The sequence below is a fragment of the Streptomyces sp. NPDC043427 genome, from assembly GCF_056436655.1.
Window position 1 is genome coordinate 232470 of the sequence record NZ_JBWKCC010000003.1, and the last position, 18524, is coordinate 250993.

19 protein-coding genes are annotated in these 18524 nt (G+C 71.5%); 10 read left to right on the plus strand and 9 right to left on the minus strand.

Going from position 1 to position 18524, the window contains the following annotated elements:
* Positions 1-171 precede the first annotated feature (171 nt).
* Complete coding sequence (locus AC067M_RS08340) at positions 172-1110, minus strand: helix-turn-helix domain-containing protein (RefSeq protein ID WP_478696195.1); 939 nt, start codon at positions 1108-1110, stop codon at positions 172-174.
* A gap of 231 nt (positions 1111-1341) precedes the next feature.
* Here AC067M_RS08340 and AC067M_RS08345 point away from each other — a divergent pair, with 231 nt between their 5' ends.
* On the plus strand, positions 1342-2163 hold the full coding sequence (locus tag AC067M_RS08345) for a phytanoyl-CoA dioxygenase family protein (RefSeq protein WP_478696196.1): 822 nt from the start codon (positions 1342-1344) through the stop codon (positions 2161-2163).
* A gap of 336 nt (positions 2164-2499) precedes the next feature.
* Here the strand turns inward: AC067M_RS08345 and AC067M_RS08350 are convergent, their stop codons facing one another.
* The 3 genes from AC067M_RS08350 to AC067M_RS08360 form a co-directional block, all read right to left on the minus strand.
* The gene (locus AC067M_RS08350) at positions 2500-3018 is read right to left on the minus strand and encodes a flavoprotein (protein ID WP_478696197.1); all 519 of its coding nucleotides are present in this window, start codon (positions 3016-3018) and stop codon (positions 2500-2502) included.
* A 70-nt stretch (positions 3019-3088) separates the two neighbouring features.
* The gene (locus AC067M_RS08355; protein WP_478696198.1) at positions 3089-3283 is read right to left on the minus strand and encodes a ferredoxin; all 195 of its coding nucleotides are present in this window, start codon (positions 3281-3283) and stop codon (positions 3089-3091) included.
* A gap of 13 nt (positions 3284-3296) precedes the next feature.
* The gene (locus AC067M_RS08360) at positions 3297-4508 is read right to left on the minus strand and encodes a cytochrome P450 (protein WP_478696199.1); all 1212 of its coding nucleotides are present in this window, start codon (positions 4506-4508) and stop codon (positions 3297-3299) included.
* Positions 4509-4819: 311 nt separating this feature from the next.
* On the opposite strand from AC067M_RS08360, the gene AC067M_RS08365 reads away from it, so the two are divergent.
* Both AC067M_RS08365 and AC067M_RS08370 read left to right on the plus strand, forming a co-directional pair.
* Positions 4820-5449, plus strand: a complete 630-nt coding sequence (locus tag AC067M_RS08365) for a LysE family transporter (protein WP_478696200.1) — start codon at positions 4820-4822, stop codon at positions 5447-5449.
* A gap of 135 nt (positions 5450-5584) precedes the next feature.
* Positions 5585-6034: a nitroreductase family deazaflavin-dependent oxidoreductase gene (locus tag AC067M_RS08370; RefSeq protein ID WP_478696201.1), complete on the plus strand. Its 450-nt coding sequence runs from the start codon at positions 5585-5587 to the stop codon at positions 6032-6034.
* Between the two features lie 57 nt (positions 6035-6091).
* On the opposite strand, the gene AC067M_RS08375 is transcribed toward AC067M_RS08370, so the two are convergent.
* Entirely contained in the window at positions 6092-7060 is a 969-nt protein-coding gene (locus AC067M_RS08375; RefSeq protein WP_478696202.1) for a cation diffusion facilitator family transporter, read from the minus strand.
* 137 nt (positions 7061-7197) lie between these two features.
* Here AC067M_RS08375 and AC067M_RS08380 point away from each other — a divergent pair, with 137 nt between their 5' ends.
* Positions 7198-8217: a glutathione S-transferase family protein gene (locus AC067M_RS08380; RefSeq protein ID WP_478696203.1), complete on the plus strand. Its 1020-nt coding sequence runs from the start codon at positions 7198-7200 to the stop codon at positions 8215-8217.
* Positions 8218-8283: 66 nt separating this feature from the next.
* A complete protein-coding gene (locus tag AC067M_RS08385) occupies positions 8284-8580 on the plus strand; it encodes a DUF4235 domain-containing protein (protein WP_478696204.1) in 297 nt (98 codons plus the stop codon).
* Between the two features lie 790 nt (positions 8581-9370).
* Here the strand turns inward: AC067M_RS08385 and AC067M_RS08390 are convergent.
* Positions 9371-9763 (minus strand): VOC family protein, encoded by a 393-nt coding sequence (locus tag AC067M_RS08390; protein WP_478696205.1) that lies wholly within the window; start codon positions 9761-9763, stop codon positions 9371-9373.
* Positions 9764-9842: 79 nt separating this feature from the next.
* Positions 9843-10565, minus strand: a complete 723-nt coding sequence (locus AC067M_RS08395; RefSeq protein ID WP_478696206.1) for a TetR/AcrR family transcriptional regulator — start codon at positions 10563-10565, stop codon at positions 9843-9845.
* Between the two features lie 192 nt (positions 10566-10757).
* Between AC067M_RS08395 and AC067M_RS08400 the strand changes: the two genes are divergently transcribed.
* Together AC067M_RS08400 and AC067M_RS08405 are read left to right on the plus strand one after the other, a co-directional pair.
* Entirely contained in the window at positions 10758-12260 is a 1503-nt protein-coding gene (locus AC067M_RS08400) for an APC family permease (RefSeq protein ID WP_478696207.1), read from the plus strand.
* Between the two features lie 35 nt (positions 12261-12295).
* Positions 12296-13927 carry an amidohydrolase gene (locus AC067M_RS08405; protein ID WP_478696208.1) on the plus strand — a complete coding sequence of 544 codons (1632 nt, stop codon included), beginning with the start codon at positions 12296-12298 and terminating at the stop codon, positions 13925-13927.
* 179 nt (positions 13928-14106) lie between these two features.
* Here the strand turns inward: AC067M_RS08405 and AC067M_RS08410 are convergent, their stop codons facing one another.
* Both AC067M_RS08410 and AC067M_RS08415 read right to left on the minus strand, forming a co-directional pair.
* Positions 14107-14583, minus strand: coding sequence for an N-acetyltransferase family protein (locus AC067M_RS08410; protein ID WP_478696209.1), 477 nt, complete (start codon positions 14581-14583; stop codon positions 14107-14109).
* A gap of 85 nt (positions 14584-14668) precedes the next feature.
* Positions 14669-15844 (minus strand): penicillin-binding transpeptidase domain-containing protein, encoded by a 1176-nt coding sequence (locus tag AC067M_RS08415; protein WP_478696210.1) that lies wholly within the window; start codon positions 15842-15844, stop codon positions 14669-14671.
* Between the two features lie 78 nt (positions 15845-15922).
* On the opposite strand from AC067M_RS08415, the gene AC067M_RS08420 reads away from it, so the two are divergent.
* The 3 genes from AC067M_RS08420 (at position 15923) to AC067M_RS08430 (ending at position 18385) form a co-directional block, all read left to right on the plus strand.
* Positions 15923-16765: an endonuclease/exonuclease/phosphatase family protein gene (locus tag AC067M_RS08420; protein ID WP_478696211.1), complete on the plus strand. Its 843-nt coding sequence runs from the start codon at positions 15923-15925 to the stop codon at positions 16763-16765.
* Positions 16766-16807: 42 nt separating this feature from the next.
* Positions 16808-17245, plus strand: a complete 438-nt coding sequence (locus AC067M_RS08425) for a type II toxin-antitoxin system Phd/YefM family antitoxin (RefSeq protein ID WP_478696212.1) — start codon at positions 16808-16810, stop codon at positions 17243-17245.
* A 108-nt stretch (positions 17246-17353) separates the two neighbouring features.
* Entirely contained in the window at positions 17354-18385 is a 1032-nt protein-coding gene (locus AC067M_RS08430; RefSeq protein WP_478696213.1) for a DUF6215 domain-containing protein, read from the plus strand.
* Positions 18386-18524: the final 139 nt, after the last annotated feature.

Here is an 18524-nt window from a genome sequence, read left to right on the forward strand (position 1 = left end):
GGAGCGCGGAGCGGTGAACGGGGAGACGCCTCGTGCGCACAGCGAGAATATTTTGTCTGCACGCCGACAACGCACACCTTTACACAGGTCATCGGCAGTGAACAAGAGATATCGCGGTTTTGCGCATTGCGTGCAGGCCACCGCATTTGACGGAACGTCACTCCAGGACCTCTAAGGAATTTCGCGTCTTATCGGAGCGTAAATTCGAGTGGGGATTCCCCGATACGCGCCCGGTGGCATCCCGTACCGCTCCCGGAACACCCGGCTGAAGTGAAACGGACTCGCGAAGCCGGAGGCAGCGGCCACCCGTTCCACGGACAGGTCGGTGCTCTCCAGGAGCCGGGCGGCGTGGCCCAGCCGGGCCTCGCGCAGCGCCCGCATCGGCGAGTGGCCGAGCTGCTCGGTGAACAGGTGCGCGAACCGGGAGGGCGACAGGGCGACCGCGCCGGCGAGCGAACGGACCGTGTGCGGGGCGCCCGGGTCGGCGGCGATCAGCGCCTGCGCCCTGAGCACCCGGGCGTCGGCACCGGGCCGGGCCGACGGCGGGCGAGCGGCGGCGGTCGTGAGGAGGACCACCTCCTCCAGGGAGCACAGGGCGAGTTCCCTGGCAGCGCTGCCGTGCGCGACGGCGACCGGATAGTCCGCGGCGGGGGTCGTGACGGGCGGGGCCTCGGTGCCGGTCCAGCGGGCGTCGGCGAGCATGCGACCGAACGCCGCCTCGACGCGCCCGTGCAGGCCGGCGGGGACGGGGGTGACGACGTACATCCCGTCGCCGGTGCCGTACGGCCGCAGCCAGGACACCCAGGAGGGCCGCGCCTGACAGTGCGCCCACCAGAAACGCCAGTGCGGGGCGCCGGGCTCGACGCCGTAGCCGTGCGGGACGCCCGGCGCGAGCACCACGAGGTCCCCCGCTCCGGCGCGCGTCCCCGCATGCCCCTGCCGCAGGCGGCCGCGCCCGCCGGTCGTCCAGGTGAACAGCCAGCTGTCCGATCCCCCGGGCCGGTCGACGGTGTACGCGGGGAGTTGGTCGAAATGGCCGACGACCACATGGCCGGGCGGCGGCGAGGGGTCGCCGGGTGTGGCAGCCCGGGGCATGTCGTCAGCACGCATGGGCATCCTTTCGTACGCAGCGTCGGCCTAGGGTCTTTCGTTTGGATCAGGCCGGATCAGGGAGCGGGGTCCGGTGCCGTGCGTCGCAAGGCAGAGGAGGGCGGCAGGGCGGAGCCCTGCCGACCGACGACAACGCGGCGAGGCGCGGTGCCGGACCCCGCGAGCCCGGCATGATCCAAACGAGAGGCCCTAGCGTGGTGGGCAGAGGACACCGGACCGGGGAGGGACCGCATGACAGCCACGGGCATCGACGCCGCCGAGGCTCCCATACTGACGGAGGGGGGACTGCGGCAGTACCGGGAGGACGGTTTCACCGTCGTGCGCGGGATGTTCGGGTACGGGGAGATCGACCGGCTCCGCGCCGAGTTCGCGGCGCTGCACGCGGCCGGGCCGGTGCCCGGGCACTTCGAGCCGCGCCCCGGCTCCGCCGACCCGCTGCACACGTACCCGAGGGTGATGCAGCCGCACGAGGTCAGCCCGCTCGCGCGGCGGGTGCTGCTGGACGCCCGGCTGCGGAGTGTGCTGGAGGCGCTGCTCGGTGAGGAGGTGCTGGCCGCCCAGAGCATGTACTACTTCAAGCCGCCGGGGGCGCGAGGGCAGGCGTTGCACCAGGACAACTTCTATCTGCGGGTGGAACCGGGCACGTGCGTGGCGGCGTGGATCGCGTGCGACGAGATCGACCGGGAGAACGGGGGCCTCGAAGTCGTGCCGGGTACGCACGCGATGGACCTGTTCTGCCCCGAGGAGGCGGACGCGGGGGTGTCGTTCGCACGGGAGTACGTACCGCCGCCGCCCGGCCTCGCGACCGTACCCGTCGACATGGCGCCGGGGGACGTGCTGTTCTTCAACGGCAGTCTCGTGCACGGGTCACAGCCCAACCGCACCGGCGACCGGTTCCGGCGCTCGTTCATCGGGCACTACGTGGGCCGCTCCACCGCCCGCATCGGTGCGTACTACCGGACGGTGAACATGAGCGGTGAGCGGGTGGCCCTGGCGGAGAGCGAGGGCGCGGGGCCGTGCGGCACGGAGTTCGCGCCGCACGGGCCTCACTGAGAGGTACGGAGGAGGACGTCCGCCTGAAGGCTGGTCGGCGCCGTCTGCCGGGGCGCCGGCACCGACGGTGCGGTCCTCCCACTCCCCCTGGCCGAAGGTCTCGCGGTCGTAGGGTACGGCCGCGTCGTCACCGATCAGTTGTGAGACGGCGCCTCGAGCCCAGGGCGTGTGGCGGGCGTCCCGTCGTCCGCCCGAAGGGCGGGCCCTGCGGCGTCCGGTGCGTGTGATCGCACGGCGGAGGGTCGCCCGCGTACCGGGCGTACGGGGGCGATCCCGGCAACGCGGCGAGCGCGCGTGCCGGGCGTCGCAGGGCAGGCGGGACGTTCGCAACACGCCCTACGTCCCACCGAGCAGGTCCAGCGCGCGCTCCCAGCCGAACTCCCCCGCCTCGCCGCCCGCGTACGGCTCCGCGAAGCGCACGCCCATGCCGCGCAGGCGGATCAGGCTGTCCTGGTAGGCGGGGTGGGCGGCGAGGGAGTCGGACACGCACGGCAGGACCGCGATCGGCACGCCCAGGCCGGACACCTCGCACAGGGTGCCCAGGGCGAGGGTGTCGGCGATGCCGGCCGCCCATTTGTTGACGGTGTTGAACGTGGCGGGCGCGACGACGACGGCGTCCGGGTCGGGGAAGGGGCGCGGGTCGCCGGGGCGCCGCCACGCGGAGCGGATGGGTCGCCCGGTCTGTGCCTCCACCGCGGCGGTGTCGAAGAAGCCGTTCAGGGCGGTGGGCGTGGCGAAGACGCCCACCGCCCAGTCCCGCTCCTGCGCGGCGGTGATCAGCTTGCTGACACCCGCGGCGATCCCGGCGGCACAGACGACGACGTAGAGGAAGGGCTTTCCATCCGGTTCGGTCACGCGGGGAACCCTACTGAAGCGGGTGGGACCGACCGTGCCCGGCCGCCGTACGGCGATCGGCTGCCGCCGGTCACGGGTCCGTGACGGCGATGGCGCTCACCGGGCAGGCCCAGGCGGCCTCGCGGATCATCGGGTCGCCCCCGCCGTCCGCCCGGCCAGGCAGGAGGGCGCTGTAGCCGTCGTCGTCCTGGGTGAAGACGCCCGGGGCGGCGAGGGCGCACTGGCCGGCGCCGATGCAGACGTCCCTGTCGATGTCGATGTGCATGACCGTCGGCCTCTCACCAGGTCACGGGGAGTTCCAGCATCCCCTGGATGGTGTCGCCGGGCTTGAAGGGGATCGTGTCCGCCGGGGCGGCGAGCCGCAGTTCCGGCAGGCATGCGAAGAGGGACTGCAGGGCGATCTCCATCTCGGCGCGGGCCAGGTTCTGGCCGAGGCACTGGTGGATGCCGAAGCCGAACGACACGTGGTGGCGGGCGGAGCGGTGAAAGTCGAGGGTGTCGGGTTCGGCGTAGACGCTCTCGTCGCGGTTGATGACCGAGGTCGAGAAGACCACACCGTCACCGGCCCGGATCGTCGTCCCGGCCACCTCGATGTCCTCGGTGGCCAGCCGCAGCAGCCCGTCCGCGATGGACAGCACCCGCATCAGTTCCTCGACGGCGGCGGGCAGCAGTGCCGGGTCGGCCAGCAACTCTGCAAGCTTTTCCGGGTGTTGGAGCAGCGTGTAGGTGCCCAGCGAGATCATGTTGGCGGTCGTCTCGTGGCCGGCGACCAGCAGGATGATCGCGAGAGCGGTCAACTCCTCACGGTCCACGGCGCCTTCGCGCAGCTGCTGATGGACGAGGTCGTCGAGGATGCCGTCCCCGGGCTGCCGCTCCTTCCGCTTGCGGTCGATCAACTCGCCGACGTACTCCTCGAGTCGGTCGCGCGCCCGGAGCGTGTCGTCTGCTGTGGGTCCGCGCAGCAGCCGCCGTGACTGCTCCTCGAAGAACTCGTGGTCGGCGTACGGCACGCCCAGCAGGGCACAGATCACCATCGACGGCACGGGCAGCGCGAAGGCGCTCACCAGATCGGCGGGCGGTCCCTGGGCGGTCATCGCGTCGAGCCGCTCGTCGACGACGCGCTGGATGCTCGGGCGCAGTTCGTTGGCGCGTTTCAGGGTGAAGCTGGGGACCATCATTCGGCGCTGTACCCGGTGCTCCGGGTCGTCGACGCCGAGCAGGGCGGTCTTCTTGTGGCGGACGGCCGCGAAGCGCTCGGTGGGCGCGGGGAAACCGGGCTGGGTGCGGTCGGTCGACAGGCGGGGGTCGGCGAGCAGGTCACGGGCGACACCGTGACCGGTCACCAGCCAGGCGGGGCTGCCGTCGAAGAGGCTGACACGCGTCAGGGGGCGCGCGTCGCGCAGCGGGTCATAGGCGGTCGGCGGGTGGTAGGGACAGGTGCGGTCCTGGGGGAAGGCGACGGGTTCCGACAGTTCCGAGAGTTCCGTCATGGAAGACCTCACAGACGAAGGGAGCGTCGTGCCGATCTTCATTAGATGCCCGGGGCACCTATGGGGCGACGCGAAGTTCGGCCAGATCGGTGAACGGGACGATCTGGCCGGAGTTGAGCGTTCCGCGGCGTCGGCCGGAGGGGCGGATGCCGCCCTCGCCCGGTAATTCGGTTGCCGCCGCGAGGGGCCCACCCCCAGGATCCAGCCATGCCCACGATCGATGCCCTTGCGCCGCTGATGTCCGCCCCCGCCGTCCCGGTGCGAGGCCGACAGCAGCCCGGGGATCCACGGAGGCTCGACGCCGCGCGCTCATGACGGGCGCGCTCGTCGCGGGGCTGGTCGCGGGCTACGGCATCGCCATCCCTGTGGGCGCGGTCGGCACATACCTCGTCTCCCTCACCGCGCGCACCTCCCTGCGCACCGGCGCGTGCGCCGCGCTCGGCGTCGCGGCCGCCGACGGGCTCTACGCCCTGCTCGCCACGGTCGGCGGTTCCGCCGTGGCCGCCGTGCTGCGGCCCGTGCTGGCACCGCTGGCCTGGGCCTCCGCCCTGGTGCTGCTCGCGCTGGCGGCGCTGGGCACGGTCACCGCCGTACGGCAGTACCGCGCGCACCATCTCAGCGCGCGCTCCGAGCCAACTCCGCCGAGTCCGGCGCGGGCCTTCCTGTCCCTGCTCGGGATCACGCTCCTCAATCCCACCACCGTCCTCTACTTCGCGGCCCTCGTGCTCGGCACCGGCACCGCGGACGCGGCACGCCCCCTGGAACAGGGCGCGTTCGTGCTGGCCGCCTTCGCCGCGTCGGCCAGCTGGCAACTCCTGCTCGCCGGGGGCGGCGCACTGCTGGGCCGGGCCCTGACCGGGCACCGGGGACGCCTGGTGACGGCGCTCGTGTCGAGCGGGGTGATGGCGGTGCTGGCCGTACGGATCGTCGTGCAGGTGTGAGCGGGGCCGGGCCATGACCCGTGAAGGAGCGGACAGGATCACGGGCATGGTGCGGATGAATCCCGCGCATACGCGTGTTGTAGTGCGGTACGGGTCAGCCGTACCACGCGACGAGCGACGAAAGGGACGGATGCCATGCCTCTTGAGGGCGAGTACGAACCCAGCCCGACCCAGTGGGTGCGTGAGCAGGTGGAGCTGTACGAGAAGTCCGGCGGCACGGAGGGAACGACCCTGCTGGACACGGGAATGCCCGTCATAGTGCTGACCACGCGGGGCGCGCGGAGCGGGAAGATCCGCAAGACGCCGCTGATGCGCGTGGAGCACGACGGACGGTACGCCGTGGTCGCCTCCCAGGGCGGGGCTCCCAAGCACCCGGTCTGGTACCACAACATCAAGGCCGATCCCCGGGTGGAACTCCAGGACGGCCCGGAGAAGCGGGATCTGACGGCCCGTGAGGTCACCGGCGAGGAGAAGGCCGCGTGGTGGGACCGTGCCGTCGCGGCCTATCCCCCGTACGCCGAGTACCAGACGAAGACGACCCGGGAGATCCCCGTCTTCGTCCTCGAACCGGCCGACGGAAGCTGATCCAGGAAAATTTCCGCGTCCGGGTGCATGAACCGGCCGACCCCGGGCACCCGAACGTCAGGCCCCGCCGCGTTCCCCCGTCGCGGCGGGGCTTTCCCATGTCTCGCGCGGCGCTCGGTCGGTCACGTCGAGGAAGATCTGGTCCGCCTCGGGGACGATCCCGGCGATGGACCGCTTGATGCGGTCGGCGACCTCCTCGACCCGTTCGCTGTCCAGACCGGGGGCCAGGTCGATCCGGGCGGCCACGAGTGCCGCGTCCAGGCCCGTCTTCATCGTGAACAGCGCCTCGACGCTGTCGATCTCGGGCTGTGCCTGCAGCAGCGCCCGGATCCTGTGGCCGGCCTCGGGGTCGGCGGCCTCCCCGATCAACTGGTCGCGCGCGTCACGGCCCAGCCGGTAGGCGACGTACACGAGCAGCGCGCCGATGGCGAGCGACGCGGACGCCTCCCACACCACCTGGCCGGTGACCATGTGCAGCGCCATGCCGACAATGGCGAAGGTCACCCCCAGCACCGCCGTGCCGTCCTCGGCGACGACCGTGCGCAGGGCCGGGTCGCGCAGACCGGCGGCGCCGCCCTGCTTGCGCACCTGGTACAGGGCCCGTACGAGGGAGGCGCCCTCGGCGAGAAGGGCGACGCCGAGCACGATCAGACCGACCACGTATCCGCCGAGTTCTTCCTCCGCACCGTTCCTGAGCGCCTCGAAGCCCTGGAAGAAGGAGAAGCAGCCCCCCATCACGAAGATCCCGACGGCCGCGAGGAGCGACCAGAAGAACCGCTCCTTGCCGTAGCCGAAGGGATGACGGGCATCGGCCGGGCGGCGGCTGCGGCGCAGTGCGGCCAGCAGGAAGACCTCGTTGAGGCTGTCGGCGACCGAGTGGGCCGCCTCCGACAGGAGCGCGGGCGAGTGCGCGAGGAGGCCGCCCACCGCCTTGGCGACGGCGATGACCAGGTTGGCTGCCAGGGCCACCAGGACGGTGACGCGTGTCTTGCGATCGGCTTGGCGTTCCGTAGGTGTCTCACTCACCCTTCGCCGATTGCCCGGGCCATGGCTGATCACACCGTGCCGTCGGCGGAAAACGGGGAACCCGGGGAGAAGCGGGGAAAACGGCCGGAAAGCGGGGGTACACGGCCGCGAGACACGCACGACAGCGAGGAGGAACCATGAGCGGCGGGGGCGCCGGCAACGACGCGTACGGCCACACGAGGTTCAAGCGGTCCAAGAGCCACTTCACCGACCGGATCACCGCGGACGCCCGCGACGGCTGGCCGGTGGAGGCGGGACGCTACCGTCTGGTGGTCAGTCGCGCCTGCCCGTGGGCGAGCCGGACGCTGGTGTCGCGACGGCTTCTGGGCCTGGAGGACGCCGTGTCCCTGGCGGTCGCCGACCCGGTCCAGGACGACCGCAGCTGGCGGTTCACCCTCGACCCCGGCGGGCGGGACCCGGTCCTCGGCATCCGCTACCTCGGTGAGGCGTACGACCGGCGGGAGACCGGCTACCCGGGCGGGGTGAGTGTGCCGGCGGTCGTGGACGTGCCCAGCGGGAAGCTGGTCACCAACGACTACCACCAGATCACCCTCGACTTCGCGACGGAGTGGACGGCCCTGCACCGGGCGGGCGCGCCCGACCTGTACCCGCGGGCGCTGCGCGACGAGATCGACTCGGTGATGGCGGACGTGTACGAGGACGTCAACAACGGTGTCTACCGTGCGGGGTTCGCCACCGACCAGGAGGAGTACGAGGAGGCGTGCGCGGCCGTCTTCCGGCGGCTGGAGCTGCTGGTGCCGCGGCTGACCCGGCAGCGCTATCTGGTCGGTGACACGATCACCGAGGCGGACATCCGGCTGTTCACCACGCTGGTGCGTTTCGACGCGGTCTACCACGGTCACTTCAAGTGCAATCGCTGGAAGCTGACGGAGAACGAGGTGCTGTGGGCGTACGTCCGCGATCTCTACCAGACGCCGGGATTCGGCGACACCGTCGACTTCGACCACATCAAGCGGCACTACTACCAGGTGCACACCGGCATCAATCCGACCCGCATCGTTCCCGTGGGCCCCGACCTGTCCGGCTGGCTGACCCCGCACCACCGGGAGCAGCTCGGCGGGCGCCCCTTCGGGGACGGATCACCACCGGGTCCGGTACGCGCCGAGGAGGAGATCCCGGCATCCGGCCGCCCCTGAGGCCCCTGCTCCTACGACCCGACCCACGTACCCCTGACAACCCACTTCCCTGACCAAGGAGGTCCCGTGGCCAAGAAGAAGAAGCTCTCCCGCGGCTACCAGCCGATCGGCTTCGTGCTGGGCTGGTCGAGCGGATGGCTGGCCGGGCTCGCCTTCCGCAAGACCTGGCAGGCCATCCGGCACGAGGACGACGCACCCGACGCCCTCGACCGCGACCGCGGCTGGGGCGAGGTCCTCTTCGCCGCCGCCGTCCAGGGCGCCATCTTCGCCGTGGTCCGCAGCGCCGTCGACCGCACCGGTGCGAAGGCCATCGAACGCAGGACGGGAGTCTGGCCCACCAAGGAGGAGGGCGGCCGCGACTGAGCCTGCCGGCAGCTGCGCCCACGCTGCGGCTGAGGCCGAGCTCCGGCTGGGTTCGGCCGACGGCCCACTGTGTGGCCGAGGCCGGGCCCGGCAGGGCCCGGCCGACGGCTCAGCGCGGTAGGCGGGCCGGGTTCGGCCGTCGGGCCAGCCTGCCCACTGCGGTGGGCGAGACCGGGTTCGGCCGGGCCGGGCCAGCCACCCCCCGCGGACCGAGGCAGCGTGCGGCGGGCGGCTGGGACCCACCGCTGTACTACCTCAGGCCCGACCCCGGCCGAGTCGGGCCCACCGGCCCACTACGGTGTCCGCGGCCGCGCTCGTCCGGCCCGGCCAGCGGCCCAGCACTGCGGCTGAGACCGAGCCCCGGCCAGGCCGGGCCAGCCACCCCCTGCCGACCGAGGCAGCGTACGGCGGGCGGGGGCCCACCGCCGTAGCTCAGGCCGGACCCCGGCCGAGGCAGTGGCTGAGGCCGAGCACCCGGGGGCCGGGGTTGTCTCCGCCCCTCCGCCGGCGCCCGGGACATCGCCACTGCCATGGGTTCAGCCCAGCTTGGTCGCTGAGGCCAAGCGCCCGCCCGAGGTCGGCCTCAGGCCTCTGCCGCCCGCAGCCTCGCCACAGAGTCCAGCCCTGCTTCGGTGCCGCTGAGACCGAGCCCGGCTGCGGCCGGCCTCAACCCCTCCGCCAGCGGCCTCGTCCTGTGAGCTCAGCCCTGTTTCAGTGCGGCTGAAGCCACGGGCTGGCCGGGCTCGGTCTCACGTCGCTCCGTCGCTGCCCAGGACATCACCCCCTGTGCTCAACCCTGCTTAGGTGCCGTCGACGGGACGCGGCGGAGGGTGAAGGAGTGGCCGGCGGGGTCGGCGTAGCCGCGTTCCTCGTAGGGGCCGGGGGCGTAGTTCGTCTCCAGGGGGCGGCCGCCGAGGCCGACGACCCTGCGTTCGGCCTCGTCCAGGTCGTCCACCAGGAAGTCGAGGTGGGCCTGGAGGGAGTTCTCGGGGCGCGGCCAGCTGGGCGGGGTCGCGTTCACGTCGCGGCGGAACGCGAGCCGGGTTCCGTCGGCGCCCCTGATCTCCACCCGGTTGGCCGTCGCGTCGGTCTCCTGCGCCTCCAGCAGCTCCTTGTAGAACACGGCGAGCTTCTCCGGCTCGGCACAGTCGAGCACGACGACGCCAGCTTTCACCAGTGCCATGTCTCCTCCGCGGGATTCTGGGCGCGGAACGGAAGTGCCCCGCCGCCCTGTACCTTGCGGATATCCCGGCCCGCCCGATTCAGTCGGCCCCCGCCCCGCCCGCCAGGTTCTCCAGCCGTGCCGCCGCCGCGCTCAACAGCAGTTCCAGCGCGGCCGGATAGGAGCTGTGCCGCATGGAGACCGCGAGATGGCGGGCCGTGGCGGCGATGTGCGGATGGGTGTCGGCGGGCAGGCGGGCGTACGTCTCGCGCCACACCTCGGTTTCCGCCTCGCGCGCGGCCCTGGGCAGCGCGCTGCTCGCGGAGTCGAGGGCGCCGAAGGCCAGGTTCTGGTCGACGAACACGTGATAGATCCGCACCGCCTCGCCGTCCGGGAACCCGGCATCGCGCAGCACGCCGAGGATCGTCTCCACGGCCTGGATCTCGTGGACCCGGCCGGTCACCCGGTAGGCGCTGAGCACGGCCGCCCGGGGATGGGCGAGCGCGCCGACGTGCATGCGCAGCCCCAGGTCCCACAGGTCGGCCCGCCAGTCGCCGGTGGGCCGCCAACTGCGCAGGGTACGGCCGATCAGCTCGTCGGCGATGGCCAGCATCAGGTCGTCGGTGTGCCGGAAGTAGCGGTAGAGGGAACTGGGGTCGGCCCCCAGGGCATGCCCCAGCCGGCGCACCGAGAGGGCGTCGGCGCCGTGCTCCTCGATCAGCCTCAGAGCGGTCTCGACGATCAGCTCCTCGGAGAGGACGACGCCCTGCTTGGTGGGCCGCCTGCGCCGCCGGGCGGCGGGTGGAACAACACGCTCGGTCATCGCTGCCTCCGGGAGAGGGGGCAGCTCGGAGCCGCCCCACGTTGATCCGCGCCGACCCGGCTGATCCCGCACCGGTTCCCCCGTGGTGCAGCGCACTTTATGACAACACCGTTGACCTGTTAACCCCCCGGCCAGTTTCATATGCGGTCACCGGGGCCCACCATGCCCCCAGTGCGAAGCGGAGTACTGGCCATGACCGACAAGCCCTATGGCGTCGTCCCTCCCGCGCGGCCCGCGCTGCGCAAGTCCCTCGGTGTCCTGGACGGCGTCGCCGTCGCCGCGTCCAGTACGGCCGCCACCACCAGTATCGGCATCGGCCTGGGTGTCACGGCCGGCGTGGTCGGCCTGCACCTGCCCGCGATCATGCTGCTGGCCTTCCTCCCGGTGCTGGGCATCGCCGGCGCCTACTCGCGCCTGAACAAGGTCGAGCCGAACGCGGGCAACGGCTATGTGTGGGTGGGCCGTTCACTGAGCCCATGGCTCGGCTTCATGGTCGGCTGGGTGAACATCGTGGCCGTCGTCGCGTTCCTCGCCTACACGACCGCCGTCACCGGGTCCGCGCTGCTGCAACTGGCCGGGAAGGCCGGATGGCACCAGGTGGGCTCACTCACCCTCGACCCGGGCTCCACCGCCCAGACGACCGCCATGGGACTCGTCGTCCTGGCCCTGGTCACCGTGACCGCCGTCACCGGCATCCGCACCGCCGCACGGCTGCAGACCGGCCTGCTGATCTTCGAGTACGTCGTCCTGCTCGGCTTCTGCGGATACGGCATCGTCACCGGCCCGCACCCCTTCAGCCTGAGCTGGTTCGACCCGTTCGCGATCCCCTCGGCGTCGGCGCTCGCGCAGGGACTGCTGTTGTCGGTGTTCTGCTACTGGGGCTTCGAGGCCGCCTTCAGCGTGAACGAGGAGGTGCGCGACCCGCGCGACGCCTCCCGGGCCGGCTTCATCACCCTGGTGACGATGCTGGGGCTGTTCCTGCTCGGCTCGATCGCCTTCCAGCGCGTCCTGTCCCAGCCGGAGCTGGCCGGGCACGGCGCCCAGGGCCTCGCGTACTTCGGCGACCGGCTGGCCTCCGAGCCGCTCGCGGCGCTGCCACTGGTGGCGTTGATGTTCTCGGCGGTCGCCTCGCTCCAGGCCGGGGTGATCCCCACCGCCCGGGCCATGTTCGCGATGAGCCGGGACCGTACGCTCGGCCCGGTGTGGTCCAGGGTCAGCGTCCGGTACGGGACTCCGGCGGCCGGGACGCTGCTGGTCGGGGCGGTGGCCGGAGTGGTCGCGGCGCTGTCGCTGGTGATCCCGCGGCTCTCCGACATGATCATGGCCACGGTCAGCGCCGTCGGCATCGTCGTGGCGCTGTCGTACGCGCTCACCGCGCTCGCGGCCGCCGTCCGATTCCGCGGCCTGCTGCGCGAGGACTGGCGTCAGGGCGTGCGCGCGGTGGTCCTGCCGGCGCTGAGCGCGGCGGCCCTGCTGGCACTCGGCGGCTACCTCGGCTGGTCCTTCTACACCTCCACCGACCACCTCGAACTGCGCGCGGACAACGGGTGGTTCCTGCTCCTGACTCCCCTGGCGATGATCGCGTCCGGTTTCGTGGCCGCGGCCTGGGCCAGATGGGCGCGCCGCTCCCCGTACTTCCACACCGGCACCGGCACGGACGCCGACGCCCCACAACTGCTCACCGTCTCCCCCTGACCCCGCACGTCTGCCTCCCCCCAAGGAAACGGATCATGCCCGCAGATCTCCTCTTCACCGGCGGCCCCGTCCTCACCCCCGAGGGCCGCGGCGCGACCGCGCTGGCCGTCACCGGTGACCGGATCACCGCCGTCGGCGGCGACGACGTACGCGAACTGGCCGGGCCACGCACGGAGGTCGTCGACCTCGCCGGACGGCTGTTGCTGCCCGGTTTCCAGGACGCGCACGTCCACCCGGTGCCGGCCGGTCTGGAGCTCACACAGTGCGACCTGAGCGGCACGCGGACCGCCGAGGAGACGCTGGCCGCCGTCCGCGCGTACGCCGCCGCGCATCCGGAGCGGGAGTGGATCACCGGCGGCGGCTGGTCCATGGAAGCCTTCGAGGGCGGTACGCCGACGAAGGCGCTCCTGGACGCGATCGTCCCCGACCGGCCGGTCTACCTGCCCAACCGCGACCACCACGGGGCCTGGGTCAACAGCCGCGCCCTGGAACTGGCCGGGGTCACGCGGGACACCCCCGACCCGGCCGACGGGCGGGTGGAGCGGGACGCCTCCGGCGAGCCGAGCGGGACGCTGCAGGAGGGTGCGATGCGGCTGGTCGGGCGGCTCGTGCCGGCGGCCGGCCAGGCCGAGCTGCTGGCCGCGCTGCTGCACGCCCAGCGCCGGCTGCACTCCCTCGGCATCACCGCATGGCAGGACGCCCTCGTCGGCAGCTTCCTGGGCATGCCCGACCCTTCGGAGGCGTATCTCACGGCCGCCCGCGACGGTTCGCTGACCGCGCGTGTCGTCGGCGCGCTGTGGTGGGACCGTGGTCGTGGGTCCGAGCAGATACCCGAACTGGCCGAGCGCCGAGCCGCGTTGAGCCACGGCCGGTTCCGCGCGGGCACGGTGAAGCTGATGCTGGACGGGATCGCCGAGAACGGCACGGCGGCGCTGCTGGACCCGTATCTGGACAAGTGCGGCTGCGCCACCGCCAACCGGGGCACCAGCTTCATCGAAGCGGACCGACTTCCCAAGTACGTCACCGAGTTGGACGCGCTCGGCTTCCAGTGCCATTTCCACGCCTTGGGCGACCGGGCCGTACGCGACGCCCTGGACGCGATCGAGACGGCGCGGGCCGTGAACGGGCCGAGCGACACCCGGCCGCATCTGGCGCACCTCCAGGTCGTGCACCCCGACGACGTGCCGCGCTTCGCCCGGCTCGGGGCCACGGCGAACATCCAGCCGCTGTGGGCTGCGCACGAACCCCAGATGGACGAGCTGACCATCCCGTTCCTCGGGCCCGAACGAGCCGCGTGGCAGTACCCGTTCGGGGCACTGCTCGGCTCCGGGGCGCGGGTCGCGGCGGGCAGCGACTGGCCGGTCAGCAGCCCCGACCCGCTCCAGGGGATCCATGTCGCGGTCAACCGGGTCGGGCCGGGGGGCGACGCCCCGGTGTTCCTGCCGCACGAGCGCATCTCTCTCGCGGACGCGCTGACCGCGTACACCGCGGGATCGGCGTACGTGAACCATCTCGACGACACCGGCCGGCTGCGCGCGGGGGCGTTGGCGGATCTCGTGGTGCTGGACCGCGATCCGTTCGACGGGCCGCCGGAGGCGATCGCGGAGAGCCGGGTGGCGCTGACGTATGTGGGCGGAGAGCGGGTGTACGCGGCCGACGGGGCGTGAGCCGGGATTGTCACGGGGCGACAGTCGGCGCCCCGACAACTGTCCGCCGTCGATGGGCCGTTCGTGTTATCGGCAGGTATCGTCGCCGAGCCGAGGAGAGCCGCAGCGGTGGACGGGGAGACGGGCAGCCCGTTTCGAGACCCACCTCCCCCTGTGGGCCCTGGAACTGCGCAACCGCGTCACAGGGAACGCCGCAGAGTGACCGAACTCGCCGCGAACCCGTGCCGCTCGTAGAAGCGGACGGCATCCGTGTTGGCGGCGTAGGCCGTCACCTCCACGTGCCCGGCCCCCCGCCCCTTCGCCCAGGCGAGGAACTCCGCCACCATCCGGCCACCGGCACGGGCACGCCGGTGCTCGGGTCGGACGTACACGCTGATCAGGGTGGCGGAGCGGACGGGCCGCACGACCGAGGCCTCCGTCACGGATCCCATGAGGTGCCCTACGACCCGCCCCTCGCACTCGGTCACCAGCACGAGCCGCGCCGGGTCCTCCAACGCGGCCGCGAACGACTCGGCACCGTGATCGCGCGGCCAGTGCACGTTGACGCTCGGGTCACGGGTGCCGCCGTCCTCGGCGAACAGCCCTGAACTGGAGGCGACAAGGCCCGGTATGTCCTCGGCACGGGCCCACCGCACGGTCACTTCTTGATCGGTCATGACTGCACGCTAGTACTGCAACGGTGCTTGCGCGGACTGCTGGGCAGTTTCACGGGCAGCGCGGCGACGGTGATCCCGCCGCGCCTCAGGAGAGCGCCTCGGTCATCGCTGCGGTGACACGGGCGGCCGCGTCGGCGTTCGAGGTCGCCACGCGGGCGGCGAGTGCGACGGTGTCGCCTTTCTCGGTCCGGGCGTAGGCGAGGGACCAGGAGGACGGGGTGCCGTCGCCGGCGTCGGTCGGTGCCCATTCTTTCTTCTCCCGCACCGCGGGGAGCAGCAGTCCCGCCGTGGCGGACGGCACGCTCTGCGCGACCTGTCCCTCCTCGTCCTCGGCGACCAGGTGCGGGCCCACCATAAGGCCACGGTTGGCGAGGGTCGCCGTCACCCTGGCCAGTTGGAGCGGGGTGACGGTGATGGTCCCGTCCCGGTAGCTCCCGTACCTGCTCTCCGCGACCCGGATCGGGACCTTCAGCTCGTCGTCGCCGAAGCCGAACTTCTCCGTGGTCTCGCGCAATTTCTTCTCGCCCAGATCTGTGGCCAGCTTCGCGAAAACCTCGTCGCAGGACCGGGCCAGCGCCTCCCGGATGGTGGCGTGCGCGCACTCGCCCGAGCCGCCGCCCGTGGGCTCGTCCACCGTGTCGTACAGGCCGTGGCTCAGAGCCGTCGCCGCGATCACGATGTCGAAGGTCTCACCGGGCGCGGTCGCCTCACGCAGTGCCCGGTTGAGCATCGGCTCGTTCTTGTCGCCGTTCGCCTTCTTCCAGCCTTCCTGATCCTTGGACGAGTAGCCGCTGAACGCCGCCGGGTCGTAGGACGGTGTGCTCACGACAGCCAGCAGTTCCCCGGTCCGGGCGTCGAGCGCGACCGCCGCCCCACGCCGCGCGCCGAGCGCCTCGAAGGCCGCCTTCTGCACCTCCGGGTCAATGGTGGTCTGCACGTCGTCGCCCCTGCGGTAGGTCAGGGAGGTCTCGTAGATGGACTCCAGCCCCGTGGTGCCCCATGCGAGCGATCGATAGCCGGTCACGGGCGCATACAACTCACCGTCCGTGTAGGTGCGTTGGTACGGGATCTTCTTGTTTCCGCTCGGCTTCGACCCGGTGACGGGCCTGCCGTCGACGAGGATGTCGCCGTACCCGCCGACGGATGCGCTCGAACTCGGTTTCGCCTGGCTCTCGTTGGGCGAGTCCGCGGCCCCGGAACAACCGGCCAGCAGCGCGAGCAACCCGGGCACGACAAGGGAACGCTTGAAGATCGACGGCATGATCACACTCTAGACAACAACCGGCGGTGCGACGCTTGTACGAACGACGCTGATACAGCCCATGGAACTGAGGACGAGATGATGCTCGGGAGAGGCACGCGGTTGCTCGCGGGCGCCATGATCGTGGTCTGCATGGTGCTCGTCGGCCCCAGTGCACCAAGCGGTGCCCTCGCCAGGTCACTGCCCGTCGAAGCCGTCAGGGATGTCGTACCGAACCGGGTCATGACGTGGAACATCTGCAACCCCTGCGACGCGAGCAACGTTGACCGGGCAGCGGAAATCGCCACGTATGCCCCTCAGGTCATCGGCCTGCAGGAAGCGTGCGTGCGTGACGTCGAGAGGATCCGGGACTACCTGGAGAACCTCTACGGGCTGGTCTACCGCGTCGAGTACGGGACGGTTCTTCGGAATTGGGGCCGCTGCGGAGGAGTGCCGTGGAGTTCGGGGGCCTTCGGTCAGGCGATCCTCTCGGCTGCGCCCATGACAGACCTCGTCACCGTGGAATACCCCGACGGCGGATCCGAGGACCGTGGGTACATGGCAGTCACCACCACCGTGGGCAGTGAGCCCACCCGGGTCTTCAACACACACCTCGCCCAACGACGCCAAGAGGAAGTCCGAGCAGACCAGACCCGCGTACTGGCCGCAGACGCCGCACGGCACGACCGCGCGATCCTTCTCGGCGACTTCAACGCCACGCCGGACGCCCCCGAACTCACCGCGCTATGGGCACTGGCCACGGACGCGGACCCCCAGTGCCATCCCTTGCCCACCGGTACCTGCAAGCCGACCACCGACTGGCAGAGCAAGTTCGACTACATCTTCCTGCGAGGCATCGCCCCGCTCGAGCACGGTGTGCGTGCGACCCCGTACTCGGACCACGACCTGCTGCACGCCGACCTGGACCTGGACCAGACCTGAGTGGGCGTGCGCCTCCCCCGCTCCGGGGTGCGGGTGGCGTCGATGCGTATGGACGTGGAACTGATAGAAGGCGCACCCGAGTTCGCGCGCATGATCGCCGAGGTCGAGGAGACCGGCGAGCGCGTCCGGCTCACCGCGGACGGCGAGCCGGCCGGAGTGCTGCTGGCGGCGGCCGAGTGGGCCGCACTGGAGTACTGGGCCGCCCGTCACCACAGGGGCGCACGGCCGCAGGACGAGCCGGCACGCGAGCGCCCGCCGGGGCCGACGGCGTACGGGCCTTACATCGGCTACAGCCATCCCCACGGCGGAATGACGCTCACGAGGGGCCGGGTGGTCGTGGCGGAGCTGCGTGACGCCGAAACGGTGGCGTGGCTGGAAAGACAGGCGCTGTACGGGCGTCAGGGGTACATGGGGCCGAAGCAGTCGGCGGCGTTCGCCGCATTCCTCGCCCGTCAAACGCCGGTCGGCGACGAGCACTGAACGGATCGTCGGCTTTGGCGGCTTTTGCTTCGGCAGGCACTCCACGTGGTGCCCGGAACTGTGGCTTCCACCACGGCGAATGTGGTCTTGTCCTGGTGAGATCACCGGATGCTCGGTTTCCTCTTCCGTCTCCTGCCCTTCTGGGTACGAGAGCCCCTGCTCATCGCGGTCGGGTCCGTTTTCGGCGTACGCATCATGTATCTCGCCGTCCGCGATCACGATTTGGTCGCGGCCGGTATCGGAGTCGTGTTCCTCGTGGTCGCCGCAGTATCCGTCCACGCTGTGGTCCGGGCCCTGCGCGCACGCCGGAACCCGAGTCCGGCGGCCTCCGCGGGCGGGGTGGCGGTCGATGCTGTCGCCCAGGCCCCGGTCCCGGCCCAGGTCCAGGCCCCGGTCCAGGCCGGAGCTGTGCCGCGTCCCGGCCCGGGCACTCCGGAGAAGGAACCCAACGCGTGGGGCCAGGCCGCCGCGGCCGTGGCCGTGTTCGGGGCACTCGCGGCCGCGGTGTGGGTGGCCCCACACGTGATGCCGTCGTCCGACGACAGCGCCTCGAAGCCCGCCTCGTGTTCGGACGCGGACCACGAGGAGCTGCCGAAGGCCTACAAGGCGACGCCCCGGCCTGTGACCGGTGAGGAGCTGTGCAAGGCGCTCAACCGGCCAGACCTGGCCCAGCTCCTTGGAACGCCCGAAGAGACCGCGACCAATGCCTCCGGCACCAACAACACCGCTCCCCTGACCGATGAGAAGGTCGCCCAGCCTGAGGCCGAGGTCACGTTCGAAACGTACACCGTGAATGTCTCGGCCACTTACAACCATCTGTCGACCGCCCAGTACGTGAAGTTGATGAAGTACGGGGATGAGGTGGGCGTCAAGAGGCTTACGGTTCTCGGCCGGCCCGCGGTCTTCTCCTCGGATCACACCATGAAGTTGGAGATCGATCTCGGGAGTGGCGGATCCGGCGGACCGGTCGAAGAAGGTCCCCTGGCCAGGACGCTGACCGTGGCCCTCGACGGTAAGGACCGGGGCGGCTACTGCGACGTCTCCGTGTGGAGCACGTCCGGAGCCCTCCCGGACGACAGCGCTCTCCTCCACATCGCCGAGAAGGTTCTTCCGTCGATCCCCGAACGGGCTGCTCGATAACGACGCGACGAACACGGGATGTCCGCGCATCGGCCCCTCACCCACCTGTGCTGGGGGGGGGGGGGGGGGGGGGGGGGGGGGGGGAGGGGGGGGGGGGGGGGGAGGGGGTGGGGGGGGAGGGGAGGGGGGACACCCGGGC

Bases quoted from the DNA above. Each gene is read 5' to 3' on its own strand.
- AC067M_RS08340 (WP_478696195.1), bottom strand. From the start codon at position 1,110: ATGCGTGCTGACGACATGCCCCGGGCTGCCACACCCGGCGACCCCTCG.
- AC067M_RS08345 (WP_478696196.1), top strand. From the start codon at position 1,342: ATGACAGCCACGGGCATCGACGCCGCCGAGGCTCCCATACTGACGGAG.
- AC067M_RS08355 (WP_478696198.1), bottom strand. From the start codon at position 3,283: ATGCACATCGACATCGACAGGGACGTCTGCATCGGCGCCGGCCAGTGC.
- AC067M_RS08360 (WP_478696199.1), bottom strand. From the start codon at position 4,508: ATGACGGAACTCTCGGAACTGTCGGAACCCGTCGCCTTCCCCCAGGAC.
- AC067M_RS08365 (WP_478696200.1), top strand. From the start codon at position 4,820: ATGACGGGCGCGCTCGTCGCGGGGCTGGTCGCGGGCTACGGCATCGCC.
- AC067M_RS08370 (WP_478696201.1), top strand. From the start codon at position 5,585: ATGCCTCTTGAGGGCGAGTACGAACCCAGCCCGACCCAGTGGGTGCGT.
- AC067M_RS08380 (WP_478696203.1), top strand. From the start codon at position 7,198: ATGAGCGGCGGGGGCGCCGGCAACGACGCGTACGGCCACACGAGGTTC.
- AC067M_RS08390 (WP_478696205.1), bottom strand. From the start codon at position 9,763: ATGGCACTGGTGAAAGCTGGCGTCGTCGTGCTCGACTGTGCCGAGCCG.
- AC067M_RS08395 (WP_478696206.1), bottom strand. From the start codon at position 10,565: ATGACCGAGCGTGTTGTTCCACCCGCCGCCCGGCGGCGCAGGCGGCCC.
- AC067M_RS08400 (WP_478696207.1), top strand. From the start codon at position 10,758: ATGACCGACAAGCCCTATGGCGTCGTCCCTCCCGCGCGGCCCGCGCTG.
- AC067M_RS08405 (WP_478696208.1), top strand. From the start codon at position 12,296: ATGCCCGCAGATCTCCTCTTCACCGGCGGCCCCGTCCTCACCCCCGAG.
- AC067M_RS08410 (WP_478696209.1), bottom strand. From the start codon at position 14,583: ATGACCGATCAAGAAGTGACCGTGCGGTGGGCCCGTGCCGAGGACATA.
- AC067M_RS08415 (WP_478696210.1), bottom strand. From the start codon at position 15,844: ATGCCGTCGATCTTCAAGCGTTCCCTTGTCGTGCCCGGGTTGCTCGCG.
- AC067M_RS08420 (WP_478696211.1), top strand. From the start codon at position 15,923: ATGATGCTCGGGAGAGGCACGCGGTTGCTCGCGGGCGCCATGATCGTG.
- AC067M_RS08425 (WP_478696212.1), top strand. From the start codon at position 16,808: ATGCGTATGGACGTGGAACTGATAGAAGGCGCACCCGAGTTCGCGCGC.
- AC067M_RS08430 (WP_478696213.1), top strand. From the start codon at position 17,354: ATGCTCGGTTTCCTCTTCCGTCTCCTGCCCTTCTGGGTACGAGAGCCC.